21 protein-coding genes and 1 tRNA gene are annotated in these 23,419 nt (G+C 70.5%); 11 read left to right on the forward strand and 11 right to left on the reverse strand.

The features are described 5' to 3' along the window. Positions 1-44 precede the first annotated feature (44 nt). Positions 45-1,277, forward strand: coding sequence for a diacylglycerol/lipid kinase family protein (locus ACSU1G_RS07420; protein ID WP_439279274.1), 1,233 nt, complete (start codon positions 45-47; stop codon positions 1,275-1,277). Between the two features lie 37 nt (positions 1,278-1,314). On the opposite strand, the gene pheA is transcribed toward ACSU1G_RS07420, so the two are convergent. Together pheA and ACSU1G_RS07430 are read right to left on the reverse strand one after the other, a co-directional pair. Further along, positions 1,315-2,247, reverse strand: a complete 933-nt coding sequence (gene pheA / locus ACSU1G_RS07425) for a prephenate dehydratase (protein ID WP_439279275.1) — start codon at positions 2,245-2,247, stop codon at positions 1,315-1,317. Then, on the reverse strand, positions 2,244-2,570 hold the full coding sequence (locus ACSU1G_RS07430) for a rhodanese-like domain-containing protein (RefSeq protein WP_439279276.1): 327 nt from the start codon (positions 2,568-2,570) through the stop codon (positions 2,244-2,246). The genes pheA and ACSU1G_RS07430 overlap by 4 nt, the downstream gene beginning before the upstream one ends. 25 nt (positions 2,571-2,595) lie before the next feature. Here ACSU1G_RS07430 and ACSU1G_RS07435 point away from each other — a divergent pair, with 25 nt between their 5' ends. Together ACSU1G_RS07435 and ACSU1G_RS07440 are read left to right on the forward strand one after the other, a co-directional pair. Next, positions 2,596-4,665: an ABC1 kinase family protein gene (locus tag ACSU1G_RS07435; RefSeq protein ID WP_439279277.1), complete on the forward strand. Its 2,070-nt coding sequence runs from the start codon at positions 2,596-2,598 to the stop codon at positions 4,663-4,665. 23 nt (positions 4,666-4,688) lie between these two features. Further along, complete coding sequence (locus ACSU1G_RS07440; RefSeq protein ID WP_439279278.1) at positions 4,689-6,092, forward strand: amidase; 1,404 nt, start codon at positions 4,689-4,691, stop codon at positions 6,090-6,092. 76 nt (positions 6,093-6,168) lie between these two features. On the opposite strand, the gene ACSU1G_RS07445 is transcribed toward ACSU1G_RS07440, so the two are convergent. Further along, entirely contained in the window at positions 6,169-6,750 is a 582-nt protein-coding gene (locus ACSU1G_RS07445; RefSeq protein WP_439279279.1) for a DUF4190 domain-containing protein, read from the reverse strand. A gap of 217 nt (positions 6,751-6,967) precedes the next feature. Here ACSU1G_RS07445 and ACSU1G_RS07450 point away from each other — a divergent pair, with 217 nt between their 5' ends. The 3 genes from ACSU1G_RS07450 to pgm all read left to right on the forward strand — a co-directional run bounded on the left by ACSU1G_RS07450 (position 6,968) and on the right by pgm (position 10,406). After that, complete coding sequence (locus ACSU1G_RS07450; protein WP_439279280.1) at positions 6,968-8,167, forward strand: M4 family metallopeptidase; 1,200 nt, start codon at positions 6,968-6,970, stop codon at positions 8,165-8,167. Between the two features lie 9 nt (positions 8,168-8,176). Beyond that, positions 8,177-8,620, forward strand: coding sequence for a hypothetical protein (locus ACSU1G_RS07455; protein ID WP_439279281.1), 444 nt, complete (start codon positions 8,177-8,179; stop codon positions 8,618-8,620). A gap of 64 nt (positions 8,621-8,684) precedes the next feature. After that, a complete protein-coding gene (gene pgm, locus ACSU1G_RS07460) occupies positions 8,685-10,406 on the forward strand; it encodes a phosphoglucomutase (alpha-D-glucose-1,6-bisphosphate-dependent) (protein ID WP_439279282.1) in 1,722 nt (573 codons plus the stop codon). Between the two features lie 9 nt (positions 10,407-10,415). On the opposite strand, the gene ACSU1G_RS07465 is transcribed toward pgm, so the two are convergent. Together ACSU1G_RS07465 and ACSU1G_RS07470 are read right to left on the reverse strand one after the other, a co-directional pair. Continuing rightward, complete coding sequence (locus tag ACSU1G_RS07465) at positions 10,416-11,972, reverse strand: aldehyde dehydrogenase family protein (RefSeq protein WP_439279283.1); 1,557 nt, start codon at positions 11,970-11,972, stop codon at positions 10,416-10,418. Between the two features lie 46 nt (positions 11,973-12,018). Then, entirely contained in the window at positions 12,019-12,885 is an 867-nt protein-coding gene (locus ACSU1G_RS07470; RefSeq protein ID WP_439279284.1) for a glycerophosphodiester phosphodiesterase family protein, read from the reverse strand. 108 nt (positions 12,886-12,993) lie between these two features. On the opposite strand from ACSU1G_RS07470, the gene ACSU1G_RS07475 reads away from it, so the two are divergent. Continuing rightward, positions 12,994-13,428 (forward strand): universal stress protein, encoded by a 435-nt coding sequence (locus tag ACSU1G_RS07475; RefSeq protein WP_439279285.1) that lies wholly within the window; start codon positions 12,994-12,996, stop codon positions 13,426-13,428. A gap of 68 nt (positions 13,429-13,496) precedes the next feature. On the opposite strand, the gene ACSU1G_RS07480 is transcribed toward ACSU1G_RS07475, so the two are convergent. Both ACSU1G_RS07480 and ACSU1G_RS07485 read right to left on the reverse strand, forming a co-directional pair. Further along, positions 13,497-14,393 (reverse strand): HAD family hydrolase, encoded by an 897-nt coding sequence (locus tag ACSU1G_RS07480; protein ID WP_439279286.1) that lies wholly within the window; start codon positions 14,391-14,393, stop codon positions 13,497-13,499. A gap of 83 nt (positions 14,394-14,476) precedes the next feature. Continuing rightward, the gene (locus ACSU1G_RS07485) at positions 14,477-15,427 is read right to left on the reverse strand and encodes a carbohydrate kinase family protein (protein WP_439279287.1); all 951 of its coding nucleotides are present in this window, start codon (positions 15,425-15,427) and stop codon (positions 14,477-14,479) included. Positions 15,428-15,480: 53 nt separating this feature from the next. Here ACSU1G_RS07485 and ACSU1G_RS07490 point away from each other — a divergent pair, with 53 nt between their 5' ends. Then, complete coding sequence (locus ACSU1G_RS07490; protein ID WP_439279288.1) at positions 15,481-16,872, forward strand: uracil-xanthine permease family protein; 1,392 nt, start codon at positions 15,481-15,483, stop codon at positions 16,870-16,872. Here ACSU1G_RS07490 and ACSU1G_RS07495 read toward each other — a convergent pair whose 3' ends face one another. Next, positions 16,873-17,793, reverse strand: coding sequence for a LysR family transcriptional regulator substrate-binding protein (locus ACSU1G_RS07495; RefSeq protein WP_439279289.1), 921 nt, complete (start codon positions 17,791-17,793; stop codon positions 16,873-16,875). Positions 17,794-17,799: 6 nt separating this feature from the next. Beyond that, positions 17,800-18,522, reverse strand: a complete 723-nt coding sequence (locus ACSU1G_RS07500) for a dienelactone hydrolase family protein (RefSeq protein ID WP_439279290.1) — start codon at positions 18,520-18,522, stop codon at positions 17,800-17,802. A gap of 177 nt (positions 18,523-18,699) precedes the next feature. On the opposite strand from ACSU1G_RS07500, the gene aqpZ reads away from it, so the two are divergent. Continuing rightward, entirely contained in the window at positions 18,700-19,485 is a 786-nt protein-coding gene (gene aqpZ, locus ACSU1G_RS07505; protein ID WP_439279291.1) for an aquaporin Z, read from the forward strand. A gap of 124 nt (positions 19,486-19,609) precedes the next feature. Here the strand turns inward: aqpZ and ACSU1G_RS07510 are convergent, their stop codons facing one another. Further along, positions 19,610-20,173 carry a YceI family protein gene (locus tag ACSU1G_RS07510; RefSeq protein ID WP_439279292.1) on the reverse strand — a complete coding sequence of 188 codons (564 nt, stop codon included), beginning with the start codon at positions 20,171-20,173 and terminating at the stop codon, positions 19,610-19,612. Between the two features lie 211 nt (positions 20,174-20,384). Here ACSU1G_RS07510 and ACSU1G_RS07515 point away from each other — a divergent pair, with 211 nt between their 5' ends. Next, entirely contained in the window at positions 20,385-21,725 is a 1,341-nt protein-coding gene (locus tag ACSU1G_RS07515) for an NAD-dependent epimerase/dehydratase family protein (protein WP_439279293.1), read from the forward strand. 7 nt (positions 21,726-21,732) lie between these two features. Then, complete coding sequence (locus tag ACSU1G_RS07520) at positions 21,733-22,935, forward strand: glycosyltransferase family 4 protein (RefSeq protein ID WP_439279294.1); 1,203 nt, start codon at positions 21,733-21,735, stop codon at positions 22,933-22,935. A gap of 270 nt (positions 22,936-23,205) precedes the next feature. On the opposite strand, the gene ACSU1G_RS07525 is transcribed toward ACSU1G_RS07520, so the two are convergent. Then, positions 23,206-23,289 (reverse strand) — tRNA-Leu (locus ACSU1G_RS07525). Positions 23,290-23,419 lie beyond the last annotated feature (130 nt).

The raw sequence follows: 23,419 nt of genomic DNA on the forward strand, positions 1-23,419 counted from the left end.
GTGCCCCATCCCACGCCGTCATCACCGGCCCGTAGACTGCCGCCATGCCCCTAGACATGACCTTGGCCATCATCGCCCTCGTCCTGGTGGTGGCCGCCCTGGCCTTCGCCACGGGCCTGTGGACCGGCCACCGCCGCCTGCGCAGCCGCATGGACCACCTGGACGGACAGGTGACCAGCCTGCATGGGAACGTGCGCACCCTGCCGGAGCGCATGGCCGCACTCACGGGGCACCTTCAGGCCCTGGACGGACAGGTCAGCGAGATCGCGGACGCCCCCCTGATCGCCCGAGCCATGGACCATCCCCGGCGCATCGCGCTGGTGTTGAACCCGTCCAAGTCCGGGGCGGCGGGCATCCGTGCCCAGGCCACGGCCGCCGTCGCCGAGGCCGGCCTGCCGGAGCTGGCCGTCTTTGAGACCACCGTGGAGGACCCGGGGGCGCAGATGGCTCGGGATGCGATCGCGGACGGGGCGGACGTGGTGATCGCCGCCGGTGGGGACGGCACGGTGCGGTTCGTGGCCGAGGAACTCGCGGGCACGGACGTGACCCTGGCGATCGTGCCGATGGGCACCGGCAACCTGCTGGCACGGAACCTCAAGCTGCCCCTGGACGACCATCGGGCCAGCATCAACACGGCCATCCATGGCGCCACGCGGGAGATCGACACCGTCACGATCAAGCTCGAGGGCACCAACGGCGAGGTCACCAAGAACACCTCGCTCGTGATCGCGGGCGCCGGCATCGACGCCGACGTCATGGGGGACACCCGCGATGACCTCAAGGCCAAGGCCGGCTGGCTCGCCTACGGTGAGGCCGGCATGCGCCACCTGCCCGGCCAGCGTAAGGAGATCTCCGTCTCCCTCGACGGCGGCGCCCCCCAGAGGCGCAAGGTCCGCTCCGTCATGGTCGCCAATTGCGGTGAGCTGACCGCCGGCATGGACTTCGTCCCGGATGCCCGGTTCGACGACGGCCTGCTGGACGTGGTCCTGCTCTCCCCCCGGCACGTGGGTGACTGGCTCCGGATCGCGGCGAAGACCGTGACGAAGTCCAAGCACACGATCCCCGTCATGGAGACCCATCAGGCCACGCGCTGTCGCGTGGTGCTGCACGAGCCGATGACCGCCCAGCTGGACGGGGACGCCATCATGGAGGTCAAGGTGATCGACGCACGCGTCAAGCCGGATTCCCTCCGCGTGCAGGTGCCGGCCACCGACGTGCCGGACTCCGCGGCGGCCCCTGCCATGAAGCCGGAGGCCGCCCCCGAGGTCTCGGCCTGAGGTCACAGGCCGGGGCACGGGCTGAGAGCCCGGGCCCTCACCGCCCGAGCAGTCCCGTCACCCACTCCTGGCCCGCCCGGTAGGCGGCATCCCTTGTATGTCCGGGCACGGTGTACTTCATCTTGTCCGCGCGCGGGTACGACCCCAGGAACCGGATGCCCGGGATCAGCCGGTACAGGGCGGCGAGCGCGGCCTTGACCCGTTCCTCGGCCACATGCCCCTCGAAGTCGATCGAGAAGAAGTAGCTGCCCAGCCCGGCCCCCGTGGGCCTGGACTCGATCCGCGAGAGGTTGATCCCGCGCGTCGCGAACTGGTCCAGGATGTCCATCAGCGCGCCGGGGTGGTCCTCCGGCAGGGGCACGACGACGGTGGTCTTGTCTGAGCCCGTCGGCGCCGGGACGGGGCCCGGGCGGGAGACGAGGACGAACCGTGTCACGGCCCCGGCGGTGTCCTCGATGGCGGAGACCAGCACGGGCAGACCGGTCTGCTCGGCCACCAGGGGCGCACAGACGGCGGCGTCATAGGAGGTGGCGTCCTCGAGCAGTCCGCGGGCCGCCCCGGCTGTGGAGCCGGCCGGCACGAACTCGGCCTGCGGGATGTGCGCGGCGGCCCAATTGCGCACCTGGGCCCAGCCGTGGGTGTGCGTGGAGACGGTGCGGATGTCAGCGAGCTCCATGCTCCGCCGCCCCAGCAACACGAAGCTGATCGGCACCAGGATCTCGCGCTGGATCTGTAGGTCGTCGTCCGCCGCGATGTCATCCAGGGTGGCGGTGACCCCGCCCTCCACCGAGTTCTCGATCGGGACCACCGCGAAGTCGGCCTCGCCGGAGCGCACCTGTGCCAGGGCGGTGATCACCGACCCCACCGGGATCCGCTCGGCGTCCTCGGCACCCGGGACCTGGAGGAGTGCGGCCTCGGTGAAGGTCCCCTCGGGGCCGAGGTAGACGTATCGGGGGCGGGAGACGCTCACTTGACGGTCGGTTCGGCTCCGCCGTCCGCCTCCATGGGCCGGCCGGACTCGAGCCAGGCCCCGGAGCCGCCGGCGATGTTGATGGCGGAATACCCGCGGGCCACCATGAAGTCGGCGGCCCGGCTGGATCGGCCGCCCGTCCGGCAGATCACGTAGTAGTCGGTATCCGGGTCCAGCTCCTCGATCCGATCGGGCAGCTCACCCAGGGGGAGGTGCAGGGCCCCGGCGGCGCGGCCGAGGACCCATTCGTCGTCCTCCCGCACGTCGAGGATGGTGGCGTTCTCGGGGACATCGCCCGCACTGACGGTTTCGAACATGCTCATGGGGCCAGCCTAATAGGCTGACGGCGTGGAGAACTTTCTCGGAGAGCTCGGCACGGTCGGTTATTGGGTGGGATCCACCCTCGGCGCGCTGATCGGACTGGTCATCCTCGTGGCGATGGCCTGGCTCATCGCCACCATGGTGCGCCGGGTCCTCGGGGTGCCCGTCGGCTGGTTCCGCTCACTGGCGGTGGCCCTGATCATGGTGCTGAGCACCCAGGTGGTGATGGACGCGGTCATCCACCAGATCGCCGGGACCTCGGGGGCGCTCTCGGACGTCTCCGTCCCGGCGGCGCTGGTGCTGATCATCATCGCCCTGTTGTGGATCTTCGGCCTCGGCACCGCCCTGTTGATGGTGCTGGAGATGGTGCTGCCCACCAGCACCCTGCCGAACCCCCTCCTGTGGATGGCCGGACTGCGCAAGACCTGGTCCCGCAACCGCCGCTACCGCCAGGTGGTGGCCACCTTCATCCGCCACGGGCTGGGCGCCAACCTGCGCGGTTTCGGCCGGCGTGGGGAGGCCGGCCACCCCGATGAACGGGCCGGGGGCAGCACGGCCACAGCCCTGCGCCGCGCCCTGGAGGCTTCCGGCATCACCTTCGTCAAGCTCGGCCAGAACCTCTCCGCCCGCCCCGACCTGCTCCCTCCACCCTTTGTCCGGGAGCTCTCGCACCTCCAGTCGGACGTCGCCTCCGAGCCGTGGGAGTCCATCCGCCAGGCCCTGGCCACCTCCCTGGGCTGCGACCCGCTGGACGTCTTCGACTCGGTGGAGACGACCCCGCTGGCCGCCGCCTCCGTGGCACAGGTCCACCGGGCCCGCCTGAAGGACGGCACCGAGGTGGTCCTGAAGGTCCAGCGTCCCGGCGCGGTCGAGGAGGTCATGCGTGATTCGGACATCGTGGTCCGCATCTGCCGCTGGCTGCAGAACAACACCACGTGGGGCCGCTCCCTGCGGATCCTGGAGCTGGGCCGTGGTTTCACCCGCTCCCTGGAGGAGGAACTGGACTACACCGTGGAAGCGGCCAACATGCAGGACATGGCGGCGGCCGTGGCGGACCAGAACATCACCGTGCCCTCCATCTACCCGGAATTCTCCTCCACCCGGTTGCTGGTCATGGACTTCCTGCCCGGTGCCTCGGTGGGTAGGGCGCAACCACAGCTGCATGCCCTGTCCCCCACCGTCCGCCGCCGGCTGGCCCAGGATCTGACCAACTCGGTGATGCGTCAGATCATGGATGACGGCATCTTCCACGCGGACCTGCACCCGGGCAACGTCATGCTGCTGGGCGAAGGCCAGGACACGCGGCTGGGCCTGCTGGACTTCGGCGCGGTCGGCCGGCTGGACCCCCGGTCCCAGCAACAGCTGGTGATGATCTTCGCCGCCATCGACCGCAATGACACCCGGCTGCTCAGCGACTCCCTCATCGAACTGCTGGGACGCCCGGAGGACCTGGACGAGCGCCGGCTGGAACGCGAGGTGGGCGAGCTGCTGGTGCGCTACCGCGGCGGGACGCGGGGTGGTTCGGCCTCACGGATCTTCGGCTCCCTGATGGGCCTGATCCTCGGCCACCGCTTCGAGGTCCCCCAGGCCGTGGCCGCCGCCATGCGCTCCCTCGGTGGGATGGAGGGCACCCTCGGGCTGATCGATCCGGACCTGGAGCTGGTGAACGCCGCCCGGGAGATCGGGGCGGACCTGCTCAAGAGCCGGTTCTCGCCGGGCTCCCTCAAGGAGTCGGCCACCACGGCGCTGCTGGAGGCACTACCGATCGTGTCCCAGCTGCCCCGGCGCGTGAACCGGATCGCGGACGACCTGCAGGGTGGCCGGATCTCGATCAACATGCGGCTGCTGGCCCATGAGAACGACCGCCGCTACGTCACCTGGCTGTTCCAGCAGGTGGTGGTGTCCATCCTGGCCGGCTTCTGCGTGCTCGGCGGGATCGTGCTGCTCGTCTTCGGCGAGGGCGGCCCGGCCATGACGAGCTACATGAGCTGGTACACGGCCATGGGGTACATCGTGTTGTTCGCCGGCTTCGTGTTGTCCCTGCGGACGGTGGCCCTGGTGATGCAGTGGCCGGGCACCGCTGGGGCCCGCCGGTAGCCGCGCTCGTTACAGTGGAAGGCATGACCTTTCAGGATGCTGACGCCGAACGGCCCGATCTGGCCCGTCTGACCGCACTGCAATTGCGCGACGCCCTGGCGGTCGGGCAGGAGTCGGCCGTGGCCGTCACCCGGCACTTCCTGGCCGTGACCGCCCGACGCAACCCCGAACTGGGAGCCTTCATCTCCCTCGCTCCGGAATCCGCCCTGCGGCGGGCGGCGGAACTGGATGAACATCTGGCCGACGCCGGCCCCGCCGGCGCCCTGCACGGTATGCCGTTGGCCTTCAAGGACGTGGTGGACGTGGCCGGGATGCGCACCACCTTCGGTTCGCGGGTGGCCGCGGAGGCCCCCCCGGCCCAGGAGGACGATCAGCTGGTGTACGCGGTGCACTCCGCCGGCGCCCTGTCCACGGGCAAGACCACCGTCCCCGAGTTCGCTCTGCCCTGCCACTCGGAGAACCTGATCTCGGCGCCGGCACGCAATCCCCTGGACCCCACGCGCACGCCGGGTGGGTCCACGGGAGGCGGCGCGGCCGCCGTCGCGTCCGGGATGCTCCCCTTCGCCCCCGGGAGCGACGGCGGCGGGTCCGTCCGGATCCCCGCAGCGGCCTGCGGGCTGGTCGGGTTGAAACCGGGCCGCGGCACCGTCCCCACGGATCTGCAGGAGGACTCGGTGCGCAACCTCACGGTCTCCGGTCCGCTGGCCCGCAATGCGGCCGATGCGGCCCTGCTGTACGACGCCATGCTGGACGGCCCCGGTGGTGAGGGCCGCAGCCTGGCCCGCGCGCTGGAGGCGGAGCCGGGGCCGCTGCGGATCGGCTTCTCCACCGCGTCCCCCTTCTCCCCGGACCTGGCGATCACCCTGGCCCGGCCTGCCGTGGATGCACTGACGGCCGCGGCCGCTGCCCTGGGCCGGGACGGCCACGAGGTCGTCGAGGCCGATCTCGCCTTCGCCCCCGGCTACCACTCGGACTTCCGGACGGTCTGGACCTCGGCCCTGACCCGGGTACCGCTGCCGGAGGGAGCCGAAGCGCTGCTGGGCCCGCTCTCCACGCACTTCCTGGAACTGGCCCGGGGCTACTCCCCGTCCCTCATCACCGAGACGGTGGAGCGGCTCACGGCCTGGGCCACCGATGCCCGGCGGCACCTGGCGGCCCATGACGTGGTGCTCACCCCGGTCCTGGCCTTCGCGCCGCCGGCTATCGGCGCCTTCACGGCGCTGCCGCCGGCGGAAGACTACGAATTCCAGTGCCGCTTCACCCCGTACACCTCCATGGTGAACGTGATGGGGCTGCCGGCCGTCTCCGTGCCCGTGCTGCGGGACACCGAGGGGATGAACTGGTCCGTCCAGGCCATCGGACGTCCGGGAACCGAGGGGCAGCTGCTGGCGCTGGCGGCCCGGATGGAACAGCTGCTGGCCCCCTGAGCCATCCGGCCGCCCTGCCGGCAGAGCGGCGGGGTGCAGAGCAGGAGTTGCCGGGTGGCGGGGCCATAGGCCGGTGCTAGTAGGTGGCCAGCAGCCCCATGAAGCCGATGACCCCGAGGACCCAGAACCCGGTGACCAGGTAACCCATGACCAGGCCGGCGATCGCGAATCCCCGACTCTGCCGGTCCTTGTTCAGGCTGAGGTGGCCCAAGACGATCGCCAAAACCTGTGGCACGAGCAGGAAGCCGCCGGAGACCACACCGACGATGCCCAGCACCATAGCGGCGATCGCCATGCCGTTGACCGGTGCGCCGGACCCACCGTAAGCACTGTGGACACCCGGGCCGGAGGCCGGGTAGGGGTTCCCCGGCTGACGCTGCTGGTTGGTGATCACCGGGTACTGGCCGTGGATCGGGTACTGCGGTTGACCGTTGCCATAGGGGCCGGCCAGCGGCTGATCGGCATAGGGATTGCGTGCGGCCGCGTCCTGGGCCGCGGATCGCTGCGGCGCCGGCGGGGCAACGGGCGGCACCGGTGCCGCCCCGGCCGCATCCGAGTACCACGACGGGTGCTTCGGATCGTTGAAGGGGCGGTAGTCGCCCGAAGACTCAGATGACTGACCGTGCTGGCCGTGCTGGTGTGGGTCCGGATCGGACATGGTTCCCCTCCGGGATGGTCGGCCTGCTCTTCTCTGGCCTCCAGTCTACGGAACCACCCGGGCCACGGCCCGTCCTCCACAGCCCCTGCCGGCCATTCCACCGACAGCCGGCGCTGGGCACGCGGGCCGTCACCGGATAGCTTGTCGAGCACGGTGAGGGAACAGTGGGGGAACAGTGGGGATGAGACCGGATGCTGGGGCGGACTGGAGGGGTTCGATGACGTCATACCGTGAGGCAGAGGCCCGCAAGCGAGCCGCGAGGCAGGCCGCGAGGCAGGCCGCGGGGCAGGGCGCGGGGCAGGGCGCGGGGCAGGCGGGCCGAAGGCGCCCGATGCCGGCCGACGTCGTGCCCGCTCCGCCGCGCCGCTGCGCGGTACCGCCGTACATGCTGGAGGAACTGCGCCTCACGGGACAGACCCTGGCCCAGACCGAGGGCATCCGCGGCCCGGATCTGGGCCGCGTGCTGGAGTTGGATGAACAGGTCCGCGAGGCCCGTCACCGGCGCCTGGTGCCACGTCAGGCGATCAGCGCCCCGAGCGGGACTCTGGACCGGACCGTCTCCGATGCGCAGAACACCGAGGAGCTGCCCGGCCTCACCGTCCGGGCCGAGGGGCAACCGCCGGTCCCGGATCCGGCCGTCAACGAGGCCTATGACGGGATCGGCTCGGTGCACACCTTCCTCGAGCAGATCTACCGGCAGTCCTCACTGGACGGGACCGGGCTCGGACTGCTGGCCACGGTGCACTTCGGGCACCGCTATGACAACGCCTTCTGGGACGGCACGCAGATGGTCTTCGGGGACGGGGACGGGGTGATCTTCACCGGGTTCACGCCGTCCCTGTCCGTGATCGGCCACGAGTTGGGCCATGGGCTCATGCAGTACTCCACGGACCTGGACTACGAGGGACAGCCCGGGGCGCTGAACGAGTCCTTCTCGGACGTGCTCGGGGCGCTCGTGGACCAGTTCGCCCGGCGGCAGTCGGCGGAGGGCGCCTCGTGGCTGATCGGCGCCGAGGTCTTCGGGCCCGGGGTCCAGGCCCGCGGGCTGCGGTCCATGGCCGAGCCGGGCACCGCCTACGATGACCCCCGACTGGGCCGGGACCCGCAGCCGGCCCATATGGATGACTTCGTGGTCACCGAGGCGGACTACGGGGGCGTGCACGTGAACTCCGGCATCCCCAACAAGGCCTTCCATCTGACCGCCGTGGCCCTCGGCGGTCACGCCTGGGAGCGGGCCGGCCAGATCTGGTTCGACGTGGTCACCGGGGAGTCGATCCCTTCGGACATCGACTTCGCGGGGTTCGCCGAGGCCACCGTGGCGGCCGGCCGGGACCGGTTCGGGGACGAGGTGGCGCAGGCGGTGCGCCGGGCCTGGCAACAGGTCGGGGTGCTGACAGGCACCCCACCGCCTGCCTAGGCTGGCGCCATGGAAGCACCCACCGGTCCGCCAGACCGCACCGCGCCGGTCCCGGAGGCGCGGTCCGCGGTGTTCACGGTGATCGTGGAACGTTCCGGGGGCATCGCCGGTCTGCTGCGGCGGTGGACGGCGGAGATTCCCGACGACGGCCACGCGGCCGCGCGCGCGGCGCACCGGATCGCACGCCGCACCGGGGACGACTCGACCTCGACCGAGGGCAACCCGAGGTCGGAAGAGGCCCGGAACCACCCCGATCCGGAGGAGGAGCGGGCACCTTCTGAGCGCCGGTTGCGGCGGGGGCGCAGCGCGGCACGGGACGGATTCCAGTGGGCGGTGAGCTGCGGGGAGGGATCACTACGCTGTGACGAGGCGGAGCGGCGTCGGGATCCCGAGCTGGATGAGCTGATCCGCACGGTGACCAGCGCGGAGGAGGGGTCTCCGGACGCCTCGTGACGGGCCTGCTTCTCAGTTCAGCGGGAATCTACCGTCGGTCTGCCGGACGTGGAACAGTGGAGCCATGACCGCTGAGAATGCCTCCACCCCCGAGCACACCGCCGCCGCCGAGTCCGTCCTGCCCGCCGCCGAGCGGGCCGGCACCCGGGCGATGCCACAGGACCTGGTGGACGTGCCCGCACTGCTCGAGGCCTACACCCAGAGGCACCCGGATCCGGCTGATCCGGCCCAGCGGGTCTCCTTCGGCACCTCCGGCCACCGGGGGTCCTCCCTGAAGACCTCGTTCAACGAGGACCACATCGCGGCCATCACGCAGGCCATCGTGGAATACCGGGCGGCGCAGGGCGTGACCGGACCCCTGCTGATGGGCCGGGACACCCACGCGCTCTCGGCTCCCGCACAGGACACCGCGCTCGAGGTGCTGATGGGCAACGGGGTGCACACCCTGATCGACTCCCGGGACGGATACACCCCCACCCCGGCGATCTCCCACGCCATCCTGTCCCTGAACGCGGAGGCCACGGCCGCCGCAGGGCAGGCCGACGGGATCGTCATCACACCCTCCCACAACCCGCCCGCAGATGGGGGATTCAAGTACAACCCGCCCCACGGCGGACCCGCGGACACCGAGGCCACCGACTGGATCGCGGACCGCGCCAACGAGTTGCTGGCCGGCGGGCTGGCGGACGTGGTGCGCATCCCGCTGGCCGAGGCGCTGGCCCACGAGGCCTTGGGCACCTTCGACTTCCTGGACCGCTACGTCTCCGATCTGCCGAAGGTCATCGATCTGGACGCCATCCGGCAGGCCAGGGTGCGCATCGGCGCCGACCCCATGGGCGGGGCCTCCGTGGGGTACTGGGGGGAGATCGGCACCCGTCACGGCCTGGACCTGACCGTGGTGAACCCGGAGGTGGACCCGCAGTGGGGGTTCATGACCCTGGACTGGGACGGCAAGATCCGGATGGACTGCTCCTCCCCGAACGCCATGGCCTCCCTGATCGAGCGGATGCGGCCCGGGGCGGATGGCGAGGCGCCCTTCGACATCGCGACGGGCAACGACGCGGACGCCGACCGCCACGGGATCGTGACGCCGGACGGCGGGCTGATGAACCCGAACCACTTCCTGTCCGTGGCCATCGACTACCTGTACCGGCACCGGCACGGCTGGCCGGCCGGGGCCGGCGTCGGGAAGACCCTGGTCTCCTCCTCGATGATCGACCGGGTCGCCGCGGGCCTGGGCCGGGACCTCGTGGAGGTGCCGGTGGGCTTCAAGTGGTTCGTGCCCGGCCTGCTGGAGGGCACGGGGGTGTTCGGCGGGGAGGAGTCCGCCGGCGCCTCGTTCGTCTGCTTCGACGGCAGCGCCTGGTCCACCGACAAGGACGGGCTGCTGTTGTGCCTGCTGGCCGCGGAGATCCGAGCGGTGACGGGCAAGTCCCCCTCGCAGTACTACGCGGAGTTGGTCCAGCAGTACGGCGATCCGGTCTACGCCCGGATCGATGCCGCCGCCACCACGGAGCAGAAGGCCCAGCTGAAGCGGATGTCCCCGGCGGACGTCACGGCGGAGACGCTGGCCGGGGAGCCGATCACCGCGAAGATGACGGAGGCCCCGGGCAACGGCGCGGCGATCGGCGGTCTGAAGGTCACCACGCAGAACGCCTGGTTCGCCGCCCGCCCCTCCGGCACCGAGGACGTCTACAAGATCTACGCCGAGTCCTTCCTCGGTGCCGAGCACCTCGCCCAGGTCCAGGCGGAGGCCAAGGCCATCGTGGACGCGGTCATCGCCTGACCCCACCCCTCAGAGCAGGCGTTTGAGGGCCTGGCGCTTGGCCCACGTGTAGGGCGGGTAGACCATGCGCAGGGTGTCCACCTGGTCCGTCTTGGTCAGGGCCGAGCGCAGCTGGGAGAACGTCTCGAAGCCGGCCCGCCCGTGATAGTTCCCCATGCCGGAGGGCCCCACCCCGCCGAAGGGCAGCGTGGTCAGTCCCACCTGCAGCAGGGCCACGTCGAAGGCCATGCCCCCGGCGGTGATCCGCTCCTCGAACGCCCGGTGGTACCGGTGCTTGTCGGTGAACAGGTAGGCGGCCAGCGGGTGGGGGCGGGCGGTGATGAACTCCACCGCCTCCTCGAAGGTGTCCACCCGGATGATGGGCAGGACGGGTCCGAAGATCTCCTCGGCCATCAGGGCGCTGTCGGCGGGCACGTCCGCCAGCACGGTCGGCTCCAGGAACCGATCGGAGACATCGGCCCGGCCACCGTGCACGAGCCGCGCCGGGGCGCGCCCGTCACCACCGGCCAGGGCCTCCTCGAGTAAGGCCACGGTGCGCTCCAGGTGCTCCGTGGTGACCATCCGCCCGTAGTCCGGGGACTGCTGCGGGTCCGCCCCGTAGAACTCCGCGATGACCTGGGGCAGGTGCTTCTCCAGCTGACGCTGGCTCTCCTCGCCCACCGCCAGCACGTAGTCCGGGGCCACGCAGGTCTGGCCGGCGTTGGTGAACTTGCCGAAGGCGATCCGCCGGGCGATCGCGGGCCAGTTCCGCCCGTCCGCCACCACGCAGGGGGACTTGCCACCCAGCTCCAAGGTGACGGGGGTGAGCTGCTTCGCGGCGGCCTCGTAGACGATCCGGCCCACGCGCTCCCCGCCGGTGTAGAAGATGTGGTCGAACTTCTCGGCCAGCAGCGCCTGCACGGCGTCCGCCCCGCCCTGCACCACCGCGACGGCCCGCGGGTCCAGGTACTGGGGGATGAGGCGTCCGATCAGCGCGGAGGTGGCCGGGGCCTTCTCGCTGGGCTTGAGCACCACGGTGTTGCCGGCGGCCATGGCCGCCACCAGCGGGGCCATCAGCAGCATGAAGGGGTAGTTCCACGGGGCGATGACCAGCACCGCCCCCAGCGGCCGCGCCTCGATCTTGGCGGCGGCGGGCCGGAAGCTGAGCGGGACCTTGGCGGACTGCGGCTCCATCCAGTCCGTGAGGTAGAGCAGCGCGTGGTCCACCTCGGCGCGGGTGGGCTGGACCTCGGTGAGCATGGCCTCGGTGGCGGGCTTGCCCAGGTCCGCGGCGAGCGCCGCGCAGATCGCCGCGGCCTCCTCCTCCAGCAGCCGGCGCAGGCCTTTGAGCTGGGCGGCCCGGAAGCGCCGGGGGTGGGCCAGGCGCAGGGTGGCGGCCTGCCGCATGCGCACGACGGCGGCGCCCGCCTCCTCCGTGCCGGTCGCCACCGCGGGGCCCGAGGGGACAGGCACCTCCGCGACCGGGTCGAGGACCTCGTCCCCCGGGTCGGAGCCTGCCCCGAGGCGTCCGGGGGTCAGGGTCTGGTCCGCGATGAAGTCGGGAATCTGGGACGAAGGCTGAGTCATGCGACCACGGTATCGGCCGCCGGCCCATACCTCGCAGCTGTGCAGGTCACCCCTCCCCCCGCTGTGGCCAGTAGCCGCGCGCCTCCATCACGGAGGCCAGGGCCTCGGCGTCGTCTGTCATCAACCCGTCCACGCCCAGGGCCAGCAGACGCTCCATCTCCGCCGGGTCGTCCACCACCCAGACGTGGACCTGCAGGCCGGCCGCCTGGCATCGCGAGACGAACGTCTGCGTCACCACGGTGATCGGACCCTGCTTCACGGGGACCTGGACACAGTCCACGTGGGCCAGCCGGCGCCCCACGAACCGGGTCAGCCCCAGTGGTGCCGCGGCCACGAGGGCCGCGATGGCCAGCCATCCCCCGGACATCGCGATCCGCCGCCCGGCCGCCCGGGTGAAGCGCCGTCGTCGGGCATCATGGAAGGAGGCGATCAGCACCCGGTCCCAGGCGTCATGGCGGGCGATGACCGGCACAATGGCCTCCGCCGCGGCGTCATCCTTGAGGTCCACGTTCAGGCGTACGTCCGGCCAGGCGGTGAGCAGGTCCTCGAAGCGCAACAGGTGCTCGCCCTCGAGCGGGTCCGGCCCGGCCGTGCCCACCGCCGCGGGGCGCGCGGTGCCGGCCGGATCGATCACCCGCAGCCGGCTGAGTTCGTCCGCCGTGTGATCGGAGAGCCGCCCGGTCCCGGTGGTGTTGCGGTCCAGGGACTCGTCGTGGAAGACCATCAGCACGCCATCGGAGGTGGTGCGCACATCGAGTTCGAGGTATCCGTAGCCCCGCTCCACGGCGTTGCGGAAGGCCGTCAGGGTGTTCTCCCGGGCCGTGTCTGCGCCGCGGTGTGCGAAGGCCAGGGGCCACCGGCGACGGCCGGGCCGTGAGTCCTTCAGGTACGGAGGCAGGCTGGAACGCTTCACGGTGCCACCCTAACGCCAGCACCCCCGGCGCCGGGCAGGGGCGGCCCGTGATTGGGTAGACTCCGCCCTACCCCATATCAGGGACGGGCCCGTCGAAGGAGTCGCACCATGACCTCAACCATCATCACCGGAGTGGACGCCAGCGAGACGGCGGCTGCAGCCGCTCGCAAGGCCGCCGAACTGGCCACCGGACTGGGTGCCACCCTGCACCTGATCTGCGCCTACGGCCGCTACGAATCCACCACGTTCGAGAGTGGGCCGGAGAAGTTCCACTACAGCAATGAGGAAGAGGCGCTCAAGATCGCCCGGTCCGTGGCCCAGAAGCTCCAGGGTGACTTCCCCGGTCTCACCATCCGCACCGCGGCCGCCGAGGGCAAGCCGGGCGACGCCCTCGTCCAGGCCGCCGAGCGGCTGAAGGCGGACGTGGTCGTGGTCGGCAACAAGAGGGTCCAGGGGATGGCGCGGATGCTGGGCAGCATCGCCCGGGACGTGGCCTCGCAGGCGCCGTGTGACGTCTACGTGGCCTACACGCACGAGCGGTAGGCCTCACGGTACTGACCGGGTCCGCCGCGCCGGCCCGCACTGGGCCGTCCCGGCCCGCCGGCCCGGGTTCAGTCCAAGGTCAGCAGGCGCTCGATCTCCTGGGCCACGCCGTCGTCGTCACAGGCCCCGGCCACGGCGTCGGCGGCGGCCAGCAGGGTGGGGTGCCCGGAGGCCACGGAATAACCGGTGCCGGCCCACGAGATCATCTCCAGGTCATTGGGCATGTCCCCGAACGCCACCACCTCCTGGGCCGAGATCCCGAGCTCCGCGGCGAAGCCCGCCAGGGTGGTGGCCTTGTTGACGTCCGGCCGGGACATCTCCACCAGTGCCACGCCCGGAGCGGAGTGGGTGACGGCGAGCAGGTCGCCCAACAGGTGGCGCACCTCGGCCAGGAAGGCGTCCGGCTCACTGGACCGGGTCTTGGCCAGGAACTTCACCACCGAGGGGTCCTCGGGCAGCACCTCCTGGATGCGGGTGCCCACGCGGATCCCCGCGGCGAGCTCCGGGGGCGGGCCGTTCAGGGCGCTCCGCTCCAGGAAGGCCTCCTCCAGGAGGAATCCCTCCACGGTCTCCACGCCGAAGGACGCGGAGGGGTCCAGGACGGCGATCATGTCGCGTGCCTGCAACATCGTCTCGAAGTCCATGGGCAGGGATTCGACCACCTCATCCCGGACCAGGTCGTAGACCACGGCGCCGTTGGAACAGATCACGGGGCCGGCGTGGCCCAAGGCCTCGGTCAGGGGGGTCAGCCAGCGGATCGGCCGGCCGGTCACGAAGACCACCTGGATGCCGGCGTCGTGCGCCGCCTGGAAGGCCTCCACCGTCCGTCCCGTGATGAATCCGGTGCGGGTGTGGTCGTAGCCGATGATGGTGCCGTCCAGGTCGCTGGCGATCATGCGGGGTCGGCGGGCCGGACCGGCCAGGGCCGGCGGTGCCGGAACGAAGGACGGATCTGGGCGGAGCATACAGCCATTCTAGGCTGTGCGGCCCTCCAGCCGGCGGCGGGCCGGGTTCAGCTGCGGGTTCAGATGCAGGTTCAGATGCACTCTCAGCCGAGTTCGTCCCGGGTGGGCGGATCGGCGCCCAGTCGGGAGGAGGTGATCCCGGCCGCCCGGGCCGCATAGGCGAGCACCGAGGTGGTGTCCTCGGCGCTGATCCCCCGCAGCCGCTCCCGGTTCTCCGCCCCCAGCAGCCCCCGGTCCTTCAGGGCCACCAGCAGGGCCGCCGTGAAGGAATCACCGGCACCCACGGTGTCCGCGACCTCCACCGGGGTTACGGGATGTTCGCTCAGCCCGGCTGCGGTGGCACACAGCAGGGAGGCCTCCCCGCGGGTCACCACCACCATGGCCGGCTCGATCCGCTGCCATTCGACGATCACGTCCTCGAGGGAACGCTCCGGGTACAACCAGGCGAGGTCCTCATCGGAGGCGTGCACGATGTCCGCGAGCGCCACCGACTCCTCGGCCCGGCGCCGGGCGGTGGCACGGTCCGGGACGATCGAGGGCCGGCAGTTGGGGTCATAGCTCAGGGTGACGTCCGGCTCCAGCGTGGCCAGCAACTCCATGACGGTGGAGGCACCCGGTTCGAGCATCGTCGCGATGGACCCGGTGTGCAGGTGCCGCAGTGCGCGTCTCTGGCCGCCCTGTTCCAGGACGCCCCGGACCAACCGGGCGATCTCGGAGGTCTCGGGCAGGGACCAGTCCAGGTCGAAGTCGTAGTGCGCCACGCCGGTGGGGTCGAGACGGGCCGTCGCCACGGAGGTCGGCAGCTCGTCCGGCGCCAGCACCGAGACCACGCCGTTGCGCTGCAGGTGTTCGCGGACCATGGTCCCGTACTCGTCGCAGCCGTAGCGGCCGGTGAAGAACACGTTCTCGCCGAGACGGGCGAGTCCCACGGCCACATTGAGGGGGCTGCCGCCCACGTGGGCCCGCGGCGTCGCGGTGTCGGAAAGGACGACGTCGACGAGCGCCTCGCCGATGACACCCACAAAATCAGTCACAAATCAACGGTACCCTACCGCTCAGTTGACTTCCCCTGTCCCAAAGGATTCCGATGCCCTCTTCCGCGCACCATCCCCGCCCGTCAGGCCGTGAAAACCCGAGGGCGCGACGCCGGCCGCTCGCCTCCCGGCTCGGCCTCACCTGGTCTCTGCACGGCGACGGGCGGCGCATCTCGCCGGGGGAGGTGGTGGCCCCGGACGAACGCCTCGCCTGGCCTCAGACGATCGGCGTGGGCGTCCAGCACGTGATGGCCATGTTCGGTGCCACGGTGCTGGTGCCCACCATCACGGGATTCCCGGTGACGGCCTCCCTGTTCTTCTCCGGTATCGGCACGCTGCTGTTCCTGATCATCACGGCCGGCCGGGTGCCCTCCTACCTCGGCAGCTCGTTCGCCTTCATCGCCCCCATCGGGGCGGCCATGAACCAGCACGGGATCGGCGGGGCCCTGGGCGGGGTGCTCGTCACCGGGGTGGCCCTGTTCCTCGTGGGCCTGATCGTGCAGAAGGCCGGCACCGGGTGGATCCACGCCCTGATGCCGCCGGTCGTGATGGGCACCATCGTGGCGCTGATCGGGCTGAACCTGGCCGGCTCCACCACGGAGGCCATGGTCGAGGTCCCGCTGACCACCTTCGCCACGGCGTTGGCCATCGTGGTGACGGCCGTGTTGTTCAAGGGGTTGCTGGGCCGACTGTCCATCCTGTTGGGGATCGTGGTCGGCTACCTCGTGGCCTTGGCCCAGGGCCAGATCGACTTCTCCCCCGTCGGGGAGGCCGGGTTGTTCGGCCTGCCCCCGTTCCACGCCCCCGAGTTCCACTGGGACGTGCTGTTCCTCTTCCTGCCCGTGGTGCTGGTGCTCGTGGCGGAGAACATCGGCCACGTGAAGACGGTCGGGCTGATGACGAACCGCAACCTGGACGCCTCCAACGGCCGGGCCCTGATGGCCGACGGCCTGTCCACCACCCTCTCCGGGCTCGGCGGCGGCGTGGGCACCACCACCTACGCCGAGAACATCGGGGTCATGGCCTCCTCCCGCGTCTACTCCACGGCCGCCTACTGGGTCGCCGGGTTCTTCGCCCTGGCCCTGGCCTTCTTCCCCACGTTCGGTGCGCTGATCAACACCATCCCCGCCGGGGTCGCGGGCGGGGCCGGGATCATCCTCTACGGCATGATCGGCGTGATGGGTGTGCGCATCTGGGTGCAGAACCGGGTGGACTTCTCCAACACCATCAACCTGATGGCCGCCGGCGCCGGTCTGATCGTGGCCATCGCGGACCCGACCCTGGACTTCGGGGGGATGAAGTTCGGCGGCATCGCCCTGGGTACGGCCGCCGTGCTGGTGGTGTACCACCTGATGACGGTCATCGCCCGTTGGCGCGGCACCGAGCCCGTCCCCCTGGAGCAAGAGAGTTCGTATGAGTCCTCCGAGCCGGGGCGTCTGGGCTAGCTAGCGGCGCCGGCCGCCCTTGGACCCCTTGCCGCCCGGGGTGCCCTTTCCACCCCGGGCACCGCGGCCGGTCCTGCCGGAGGGGCCCGACGCGCGGGCGGAGCCTGATGCTGCCGCCTGCCCCGAGCGCGGGGTGCTGGATCCCGCCCGGGGTCGGCCGGCCGGCGTCGTCCCGGAGGGGGCGTCCCGCAGGTGGTCGTTCCGGGAGGAGCTGGGGCGCCGGCCCTTCGCGGCGCCGATGAAGTCCTGCACGAGCTGGGAGTCCACGGCCCGCAGCCAGGCCAGGCCCACGCCCCAGCCGGGGTGGACGGCGTCCCGGACCAGGGGTAGCACCACCACGTCCTTACGCCCGAACATGCGGGCCACGGAGGCGGGCAGCACCACGTGGCCGGCACCGCTGGCCACGATCTCCACGGCCATCCGTTCCGCGGACCCGGGGACCTCGGGGGTCTCGAGCGGGTCGGCGGGGGGTGGCGGGGCAAAGCGCTCCGGGTCCATCAGCTCCGCCGGGTCCAGCTCGGCCGCGGGAACCGGGCCGTCGTCCTCGACGTCCCATGCGGCCAGCAGGTGGTCCTCGCCCACGCAGACCACGGGATCCTCCTCGTAGAACCGGACCACGTGGACGTCCTCCGGGTCCACGCCGGAGGACGCCAACAGGGCCTCCGGGGAGGAGTCGAGGCGCCAGCGCAGGTAGCCCAGCTGCGGGATTCCGCGCGGTGCCGAGCCCCCGGGCCCGGGGGCCAGGAAGGCCGCCTGCGCGCCGACGTCGTGATTCACCAGCCGGACCCGGCGCTCACGCGAGGTGAAGCGCTCGACCCACTTGGAGGGCGAGGCACCGGGGACGGTGGAGAGGAAAAGGGTGTCCGGGACCGGGGCACCGGGGCCGGACACCCCGGAGGGGGCCGCGTCAGCAGGGGCCACGGGCGGTTACTTGACCTTGTCCTTCAGGAACTGAACGGTGCGGGACCAGGCGAGCGAGGCCTCCTCGGGGCGGTAGTTGCCCTGAGGGTTCTCGTCATTGTGGAAGGCATGCGGGGCGTCGTAGAAGAAGTACTCGACCTCGGTGCCGGACTCCTCGCGGATCTGCTGCTCCTGGGCGCGGGCGTCCTCGGGCGGGAACATGGAGTCCTGCTCGGCATAGTGGCCCTGGATGGCGGCCTTCACCCCGGCGTAGGAGTCCGGCACGGCCTGGCCCACGCCGTAGAAGGGCACGGCCGCGGAGACCTTCTCGCCCTGCTCGGCGGCGAGCGCCAGCACGAAGCCGCCACCCATGCAGAAGCCCACGGTGCCCACGGTCTTCGAGGTCACCGAGTCCAGGGTCAGCAGGTAGTCCACGGCACCGGCCAGCTGGTGGGCACCGGCCTCGGCGGGGAGGTTCTGCATCATCTGACCGGCCTCGTCCCCGTCATGGGCCACCCAGCCGCCGTAGAGGTCCGGGGCCAGGGCGGTGAAGCCCTCGGCGGCGAGGCGGTCGCAGACGTCCCGCACGTGGTCCGTCAGGCCCCACCACTCCTGGATCACGATCACGCCGGGCCCGGAGCCGGCCTCCGGGGTCGCCAGATATCCGTGCCCGAGGTTCACGCCGCCGGCGGAACCCTCCTTCTCCGGCAGGGCGAAGGTGGTGTTCTGATGAGGGGTCTTTGCGGCCATGTCGGTCCTCCTGAGTGCCGCGCCCCGTGGCGCGGTGCATCGGCTGGTGGTCGTCTCAGCCAGTCTAGGGGTGCCCCCGGCCTGCGCCAGTGGTGATACTGGACTGCAGCGACCAGCCGCACCTCCTGCCGCTCGGCGGGCGGGCGGTGGCGCCCCGTCATCACACCGGAGGTCCGCATGTCATCTGCATCCCCGCACAGCACCACCGCCCGCTGGCTCGCCGAGTTCATCGGCACCTTCGTCCTCGTGTTCGGCGGTTGTGGCACCGCCGTCCTCGCCGCCCAGGTCCTGGATGAGGGGGCGGGCGTCAACATGGGCGTCGGCTACCTCGGAGTGGCCCTGGCCTTTGGCCTGACGGTGCTCGTCATGGCCTACGCCGTGGGTCACGTCTCCGGCGGCCACTTCAACCCGGCCGTCACGCTCGGCACGGCCCTGGCGGGCCGGACCAGGTGGTCCGACGTGGGCCCTTACATCCTCATCCAGATCCTGGGCGCCACGGTGGCCGGGGCCGTGCTGCTGGCCATCGCCTCCGGCAAGGAGGGGTTCAGCGCCGTGGAGTCCGGTTTCGCCACCAACGGCTACGGCGAACGCTCCCCGGACGGCTACTCGTTGCTGTCCGTGCTGATCATCGAGATCGTCCTGACCGCCGTGTTCCTGTACGTGATCCTGGGCGTGACGGACCGGCGGGCCCCGGTGGGCTTCGGTCCCCTGGCGATCGGGCTGTCCCTGACGCTGATCCACCTGATCGCCATCCCGGTCTCCAACACCTCGGTCAACCCCGCCCGCTCCCTGGGCGTGGCCTGGTTCGCCGGCGGCGAGGCACTGGGCCAGGTGTGGCTGTTCCTGGTGGCCCCGCTCGTGGGCGCGGCGATCGCCGGACTGACCTACAACCTGATGTTCCCGGACCGGCCGGGCGTGGACCAGGGTCTCGCCCAACACGAGGCGAACGACGCCACCGCCTGATCCCCGGGCCGATTCGCCCAGATGCGGTGGCTCATCCGGAAGCCGAAAGAGGCCCGTCCTCCCGGGAGAATCCGGGACAACGGGCCTCTTCTGACCTGCAGTTGCGCAGGAGGTGGGGTCAGGCTCAGGCCTGGGCGCCCTCTTCGGCGGGCAGCACGAAGGAGGCGTCGATCTGGATCTTGACGGTGTCGGAGACGAGCACGCCACCGGCAGCGGCCTGCAGCGGCGCGTTCCAGTTGATGTTGAACTCCTTGCGGGAGATCTCACCGGTGGCCTCGAAGCCCGCACGGGTCATGCCGAAGGCATCGATGGTCTGGCCACCGAACTCGGCCTTCAGCTCGACCGGCTGGGAGACACCCTTGATGGTGAGCTGGCCGACCAGGGTGAACTCGCCGGCGGCGTCGCCGCGCACCTCGGTGGACTCGAAGATCATGTTCGGGTGGGCCTCGGTCTCGAAGAAGTCGGCCGACTTGATGTGGCCATCGCGGTCCGGCTGGCCGGTGTCGATGGAGTTGGCATCGATGGTGACCTTCACGGAGGAGGCGTTGTGGTCCTCGCCGACGACGAGGGCGCCCTCGACGGCGTTGAAGGTGCCGCGCACCTTGGAGATGCCGGCGTGACGGACGGTGAAGTCAACGTCGGTGTGGGTGGCGTCCAGGTTCCAGGTACCGGGGGTCATTGCGGTCATGTGAGGTCTCCTCATAGATAGCAGGTGGCGTCCGGACCGCAGTCCGTCCGTTCCACCAGATTTGGTTGAACATTCAATAGAACTATACCCCGGTGGATTCTATTCCCGGTCCGGGGATGAACTCCGGGTGAACGGCTCGGCACCATGCCGCCGCCGACCTTGGATAGGCTCGGCGCAACCCTTCCTCACCCAACCAGCAATGGGAGACCTTGTGAAGATCGTGATCCTCGGCGGCGACGGCTTCTGCGGCTGGCCCACCGCGCTGCACCTCTCGGACCAGGGCCATGACGTGATCATCGTGGACAACTTCTCCCGCCGGGTGATCGACGGGGAACTCGAGGCCGAGTCGCTGACGCCGATCCGCTCGCTGTCCGAGCGCCGGGCCGCCTGGAAGGAGGTCTCCGGCCGGCAGATCGGCTTCACCTTTTTGGACGTGGCCCAGGACTACGAGGGTCTCGTGGGGTTCTTCCGCTCCGAGCGGCCGGACGCGGTGGTCCACTTCGCCGAGCAGCGCGCCGCCCCCTATTCCATGAAGTCCCCCCGGAACAAGCGCTACACCGTGGACAACAACGTCAATGCCACCCACAACGTGCTGGCCGCCACCGTGGAGTCCGGCCATGACATCCACCTGGTCCACCTCGGCACCATGGGCGTCTACGGTTACGGGACCGCGGGGCTGAAGATCCCGGAGGGCTACCTGGACGTCGAGGTCACGGCCACCGGCGATCCTGCGGACGCAGCGGGCAGCCGCGCGGGCGTCTCGGTAGAGCCGCACCGGATCGAGCAGCAGATCCTGTACCCGAGCAACCCGGGCTCGATCTACCACCTGACCAAAGTCCTGGACCAGCATCTCTTCGCCTACTACGTGAAGAACGACTCGCTGCGGATCACCGACCTGCACCAGGGCATCATCTGGGGCACCCACACCGAGCAGACCCAGCGTGATGAGCGGCTGATCAACCGGTTCGACTATGACGGGGACTACGGCACCGTGCTCAACCGCTTCCTCATGCAGGCCGCCGTGGGTTACCCGTTGACGGTGCACGGCACCGGTGGGCAGACCCGCGCGTTCATCCACCTGCAGGACATGGTCCGCTGCATCCAGATCGCCCTGGAGAACCCGCCGGCCGCCGGCGACCGGGTCAAGATCTTCAACCAGATGACCGAGACCCACCGCGTCCGGGACCTGGCCCACCTGATCGGCCGGATCACCGGGGCCGAGGTGGCGATGGTGCCGAACCCGCGCAAGGAGTCCGCGGAGAACGAGTTGCACGTGGTCAACGACGCGTTCTTGGACCTGGGCCTGAACCCGACCACCCTGTCCGAGGGGCTGTTGCTGGAGGTCGAACAGATCGCCGGGAAGTACAAGGACCGTGCGGACCTGTCCAAGGTGCCGGCCACCTCGCTGTGGACGGCCGAGCAGCAGGCCGGCGTGCCGGCGTCGGCCCCGTCGGACTCGTCGGCCCCGTCGGACTCGCCAGTCGCGCCAGCCACTTCGATCCCTCCAGCCCCCGCAGCTGCTCCGGTCTCGCCGGTCTCGCCGGTCTCCTAGGCGCCGCATGCGCATCGCCCTGTTCACCGAGGTCTTCCTGCCGAAGATCGACGGCGTGGTGACCCGGGTGGTGCGCACCCTGGAACAGCTGGGCGAGCTGGGCCACGAGGTGTTGGTCTTCGCCCCCGGTGATCCCCCGGCGGAGTATGCCGGTCACGAGGTCGTGAGGGTGCGTAGCTTCTCGCTGCGGTTCCTCTACCCGGAGCTGAAGGTCGGGGTCCCCACCCCGGCCATCGCCCGCAGGATGGAGTCCTTCCACCCGCATGTGGTGCACACCGTCAACCCGATCTGGCTGTCCGCCTACGGCGTGCTCTCGGCCGGCCGGCGCGACCTGCCCCTGCTGGCCAGCTTCCACACCGACGTACCCCAGTACACGGAATCCCTCCGGGTCGGCTGGGCCCGGCATCCGATCGAGTCCTGGACCCAATTCCTGCACAACAAGGCCGAGGTCAACCTGTGCACCTCCGGTCCCATGGTGGACCGAGCCCGGCAGGTCGGCATCGAACGGGTGGAGCTCTGGCCCAAGGCGGTGGACACGGTGGCGTACCACCCTGCGACGTGGAGCGGCGGGATGCGGGCCACGCTGACGGATGGTCATCCCCACGCCCCGCTGGTCGCCTACGTGGGCCGGATGAGCCGGGAGAAGGGTCTGGACCGGCTGGTGGAGGTGATGCAGCGGCTGCGTGAGCGCGTACCCGGGGCGCGGCTGGCCATGGTGGGCTCCGGGCCGTACCTGGAGGACCTGAAGAAGCGCTTCGACCCCGGGCACACCGTGTTCACCGGGTATCTGTCCGGAACCGACCTGGCCGCGGCCTACGCCAGCGCGGACGTCTTCGCCTTTCCCTCCGTCACCGAGACGCTGGGGCTGGTGGCCCTGGAGTCCATGGCCTCGGGCGTGCCGGTGGTGGGCGCCCGCGCGGGGGGCATCCCCTTCGTGATCGACGACGGCGGCACCGGCTTCCTGGTCGACGCCGAGGACGTGGGCGGTTGGGTGGACCGCCTGACGCTGTTGCTCACCGATACCGGGCGGCGTGCGGCGATGGCCGTCGCGGCCCGTGCCGAGGCCGAGCGGCACTCTTGGCGGGCGGCCACCGAGGCCCTGGTGGGCTACTACGAGCAGGCGGTCGAGACCCACTGGAGGGAGCACCGGCCCCTCAACGGTCCCTTCCTGGACCGCTTCGCCAAGCCGATGCCGCGGGCCACGGACTGAGACGGTGTACACCGCCGGCCGCAGTGATCCTGCCGGGCCACACGGATTATCGCTGTGACTCGGCAGAATCGCTGTGGCCTGCCAGCTCAGCCATGGCCGCCCGTCCGCAGTCGTCATGCGAATTTCCGGGTGTCGTCCTCGCTGTGGCCCCGACATGCCGGAAGTTCGCATGACATTCGCATGGTCACTGCATGCTGAGATGTGCAGCGTTCCCCAGGAATGACAGAAGGCCCCGGATCAGTGATCCGGGGCCTTCGTGGACAACTCGCGTGCGCGAGGGGGGACTTGAACCCCCACGTTCTTTCGAACACTGGCACCTGAAGCCAGCGCGTCTGCCAATTCCGCCACTCGCGCGAGGTCTTGGTCTGTACTTCCCGGTCGAAAGGGCCTGTATGGAATCCTTCGTACCGGTCAGAACAGCAGGATCTAGCTTATCCCGATCTCGGCCCGATTCCCAAATCGGGGCCGTGCACGCCGCTCCCGC

It is taken from the genome of Microbacterium sp. A93 (assembly GCF_051842835.1).

What these genes read in the sequence shown, in the direction of transcription:
- ACSU1G_RS07420 (WP_439279274.1), top strand. Translation starts at nt 45, where the DNA reads ATGCCCCTAGACATGACCTTGGCCATCATCGCCCTCGTCCTGGTGGTG.
- ACSU1G_RS07430 (WP_439279276.1), bottom strand. Translation starts at nt 2,570, where the DNA reads ATGAGCATGTTCGAAACCGTCAGTGCGGGCGATGTCCCCGAGAACGCC.
- ACSU1G_RS07440 (WP_439279278.1), top strand. Translation starts at nt 4,689, where the DNA reads ATGACCTTTCAGGATGCTGACGCCGAACGGCCCGATCTGGCCCGTCTG.
- ACSU1G_RS07445 (WP_439279279.1), bottom strand. Translation starts at nt 6,750, where the DNA reads ATGTCCGATCCGGACCCACACCAGCACGGCCAGCACGGTCAGTCATCT.
- ACSU1G_RS07450 (WP_439279280.1), top strand. Translation starts at nt 6,968, where the DNA reads ATGACGTCATACCGTGAGGCAGAGGCCCGCAAGCGAGCCGCGAGGCAG.
- ACSU1G_RS07455 (WP_439279281.1), top strand. Translation starts at nt 8,177, where the DNA reads ATGGAAGCACCCACCGGTCCGCCAGACCGCACCGCGCCGGTCCCGGAG.
- pgm (WP_439279282.1), top strand. Translation starts at nt 8,685, where the DNA reads ATGACCGCTGAGAATGCCTCCACCCCCGAGCACACCGCCGCCGCCGAG.
- ACSU1G_RS07465 (WP_439279283.1), bottom strand. Translation starts at nt 11,972, where the DNA reads ATGACTCAGCCTTCGTCCCAGATTCCCGACTTCATCGCGGACCAGACC.
- ACSU1G_RS07475 (WP_439279285.1), top strand. Translation starts at nt 12,994, where the DNA reads ATGACCTCAACCATCATCACCGGAGTGGACGCCAGCGAGACGGCGGCT.
- ACSU1G_RS07480 (WP_439279286.1), bottom strand. Translation starts at nt 14,393, where the DNA reads ATGCTCCGCCCAGATCCGTCCTTCGTTCCGGCACCGCCGGCCCTGGCC.
- ACSU1G_RS07490 (WP_439279288.1), top strand. Translation starts at nt 15,481, where the DNA reads ATGCCCTCTTCCGCGCACCATCCCCGCCCGTCAGGCCGTGAAAACCCG.
- ACSU1G_RS07500 (WP_439279290.1), bottom strand. Translation starts at nt 18,522, where the DNA reads ATGGCCGCAAAGACCCCTCATCAGAACACCACCTTCGCCCTGCCGGAG.
- aqpZ (WP_439279291.1), top strand. Translation starts at nt 18,700, where the DNA reads ATGTCATCTGCATCCCCGCACAGCACCACCGCCCGCTGGCTCGCCGAG.
- ACSU1G_RS07510 (WP_439279292.1), bottom strand. Translation starts at nt 20,173, where the DNA reads ATGACCGCAATGACCCCCGGTACCTGGAACCTGGACGCCACCCACACC.
- ACSU1G_RS07520 (WP_439279294.1), top strand. Translation starts at nt 21,733, where the DNA reads ATGCGCATCGCCCTGTTCACCGAGGTCTTCCTGCCGAAGATCGACGGC.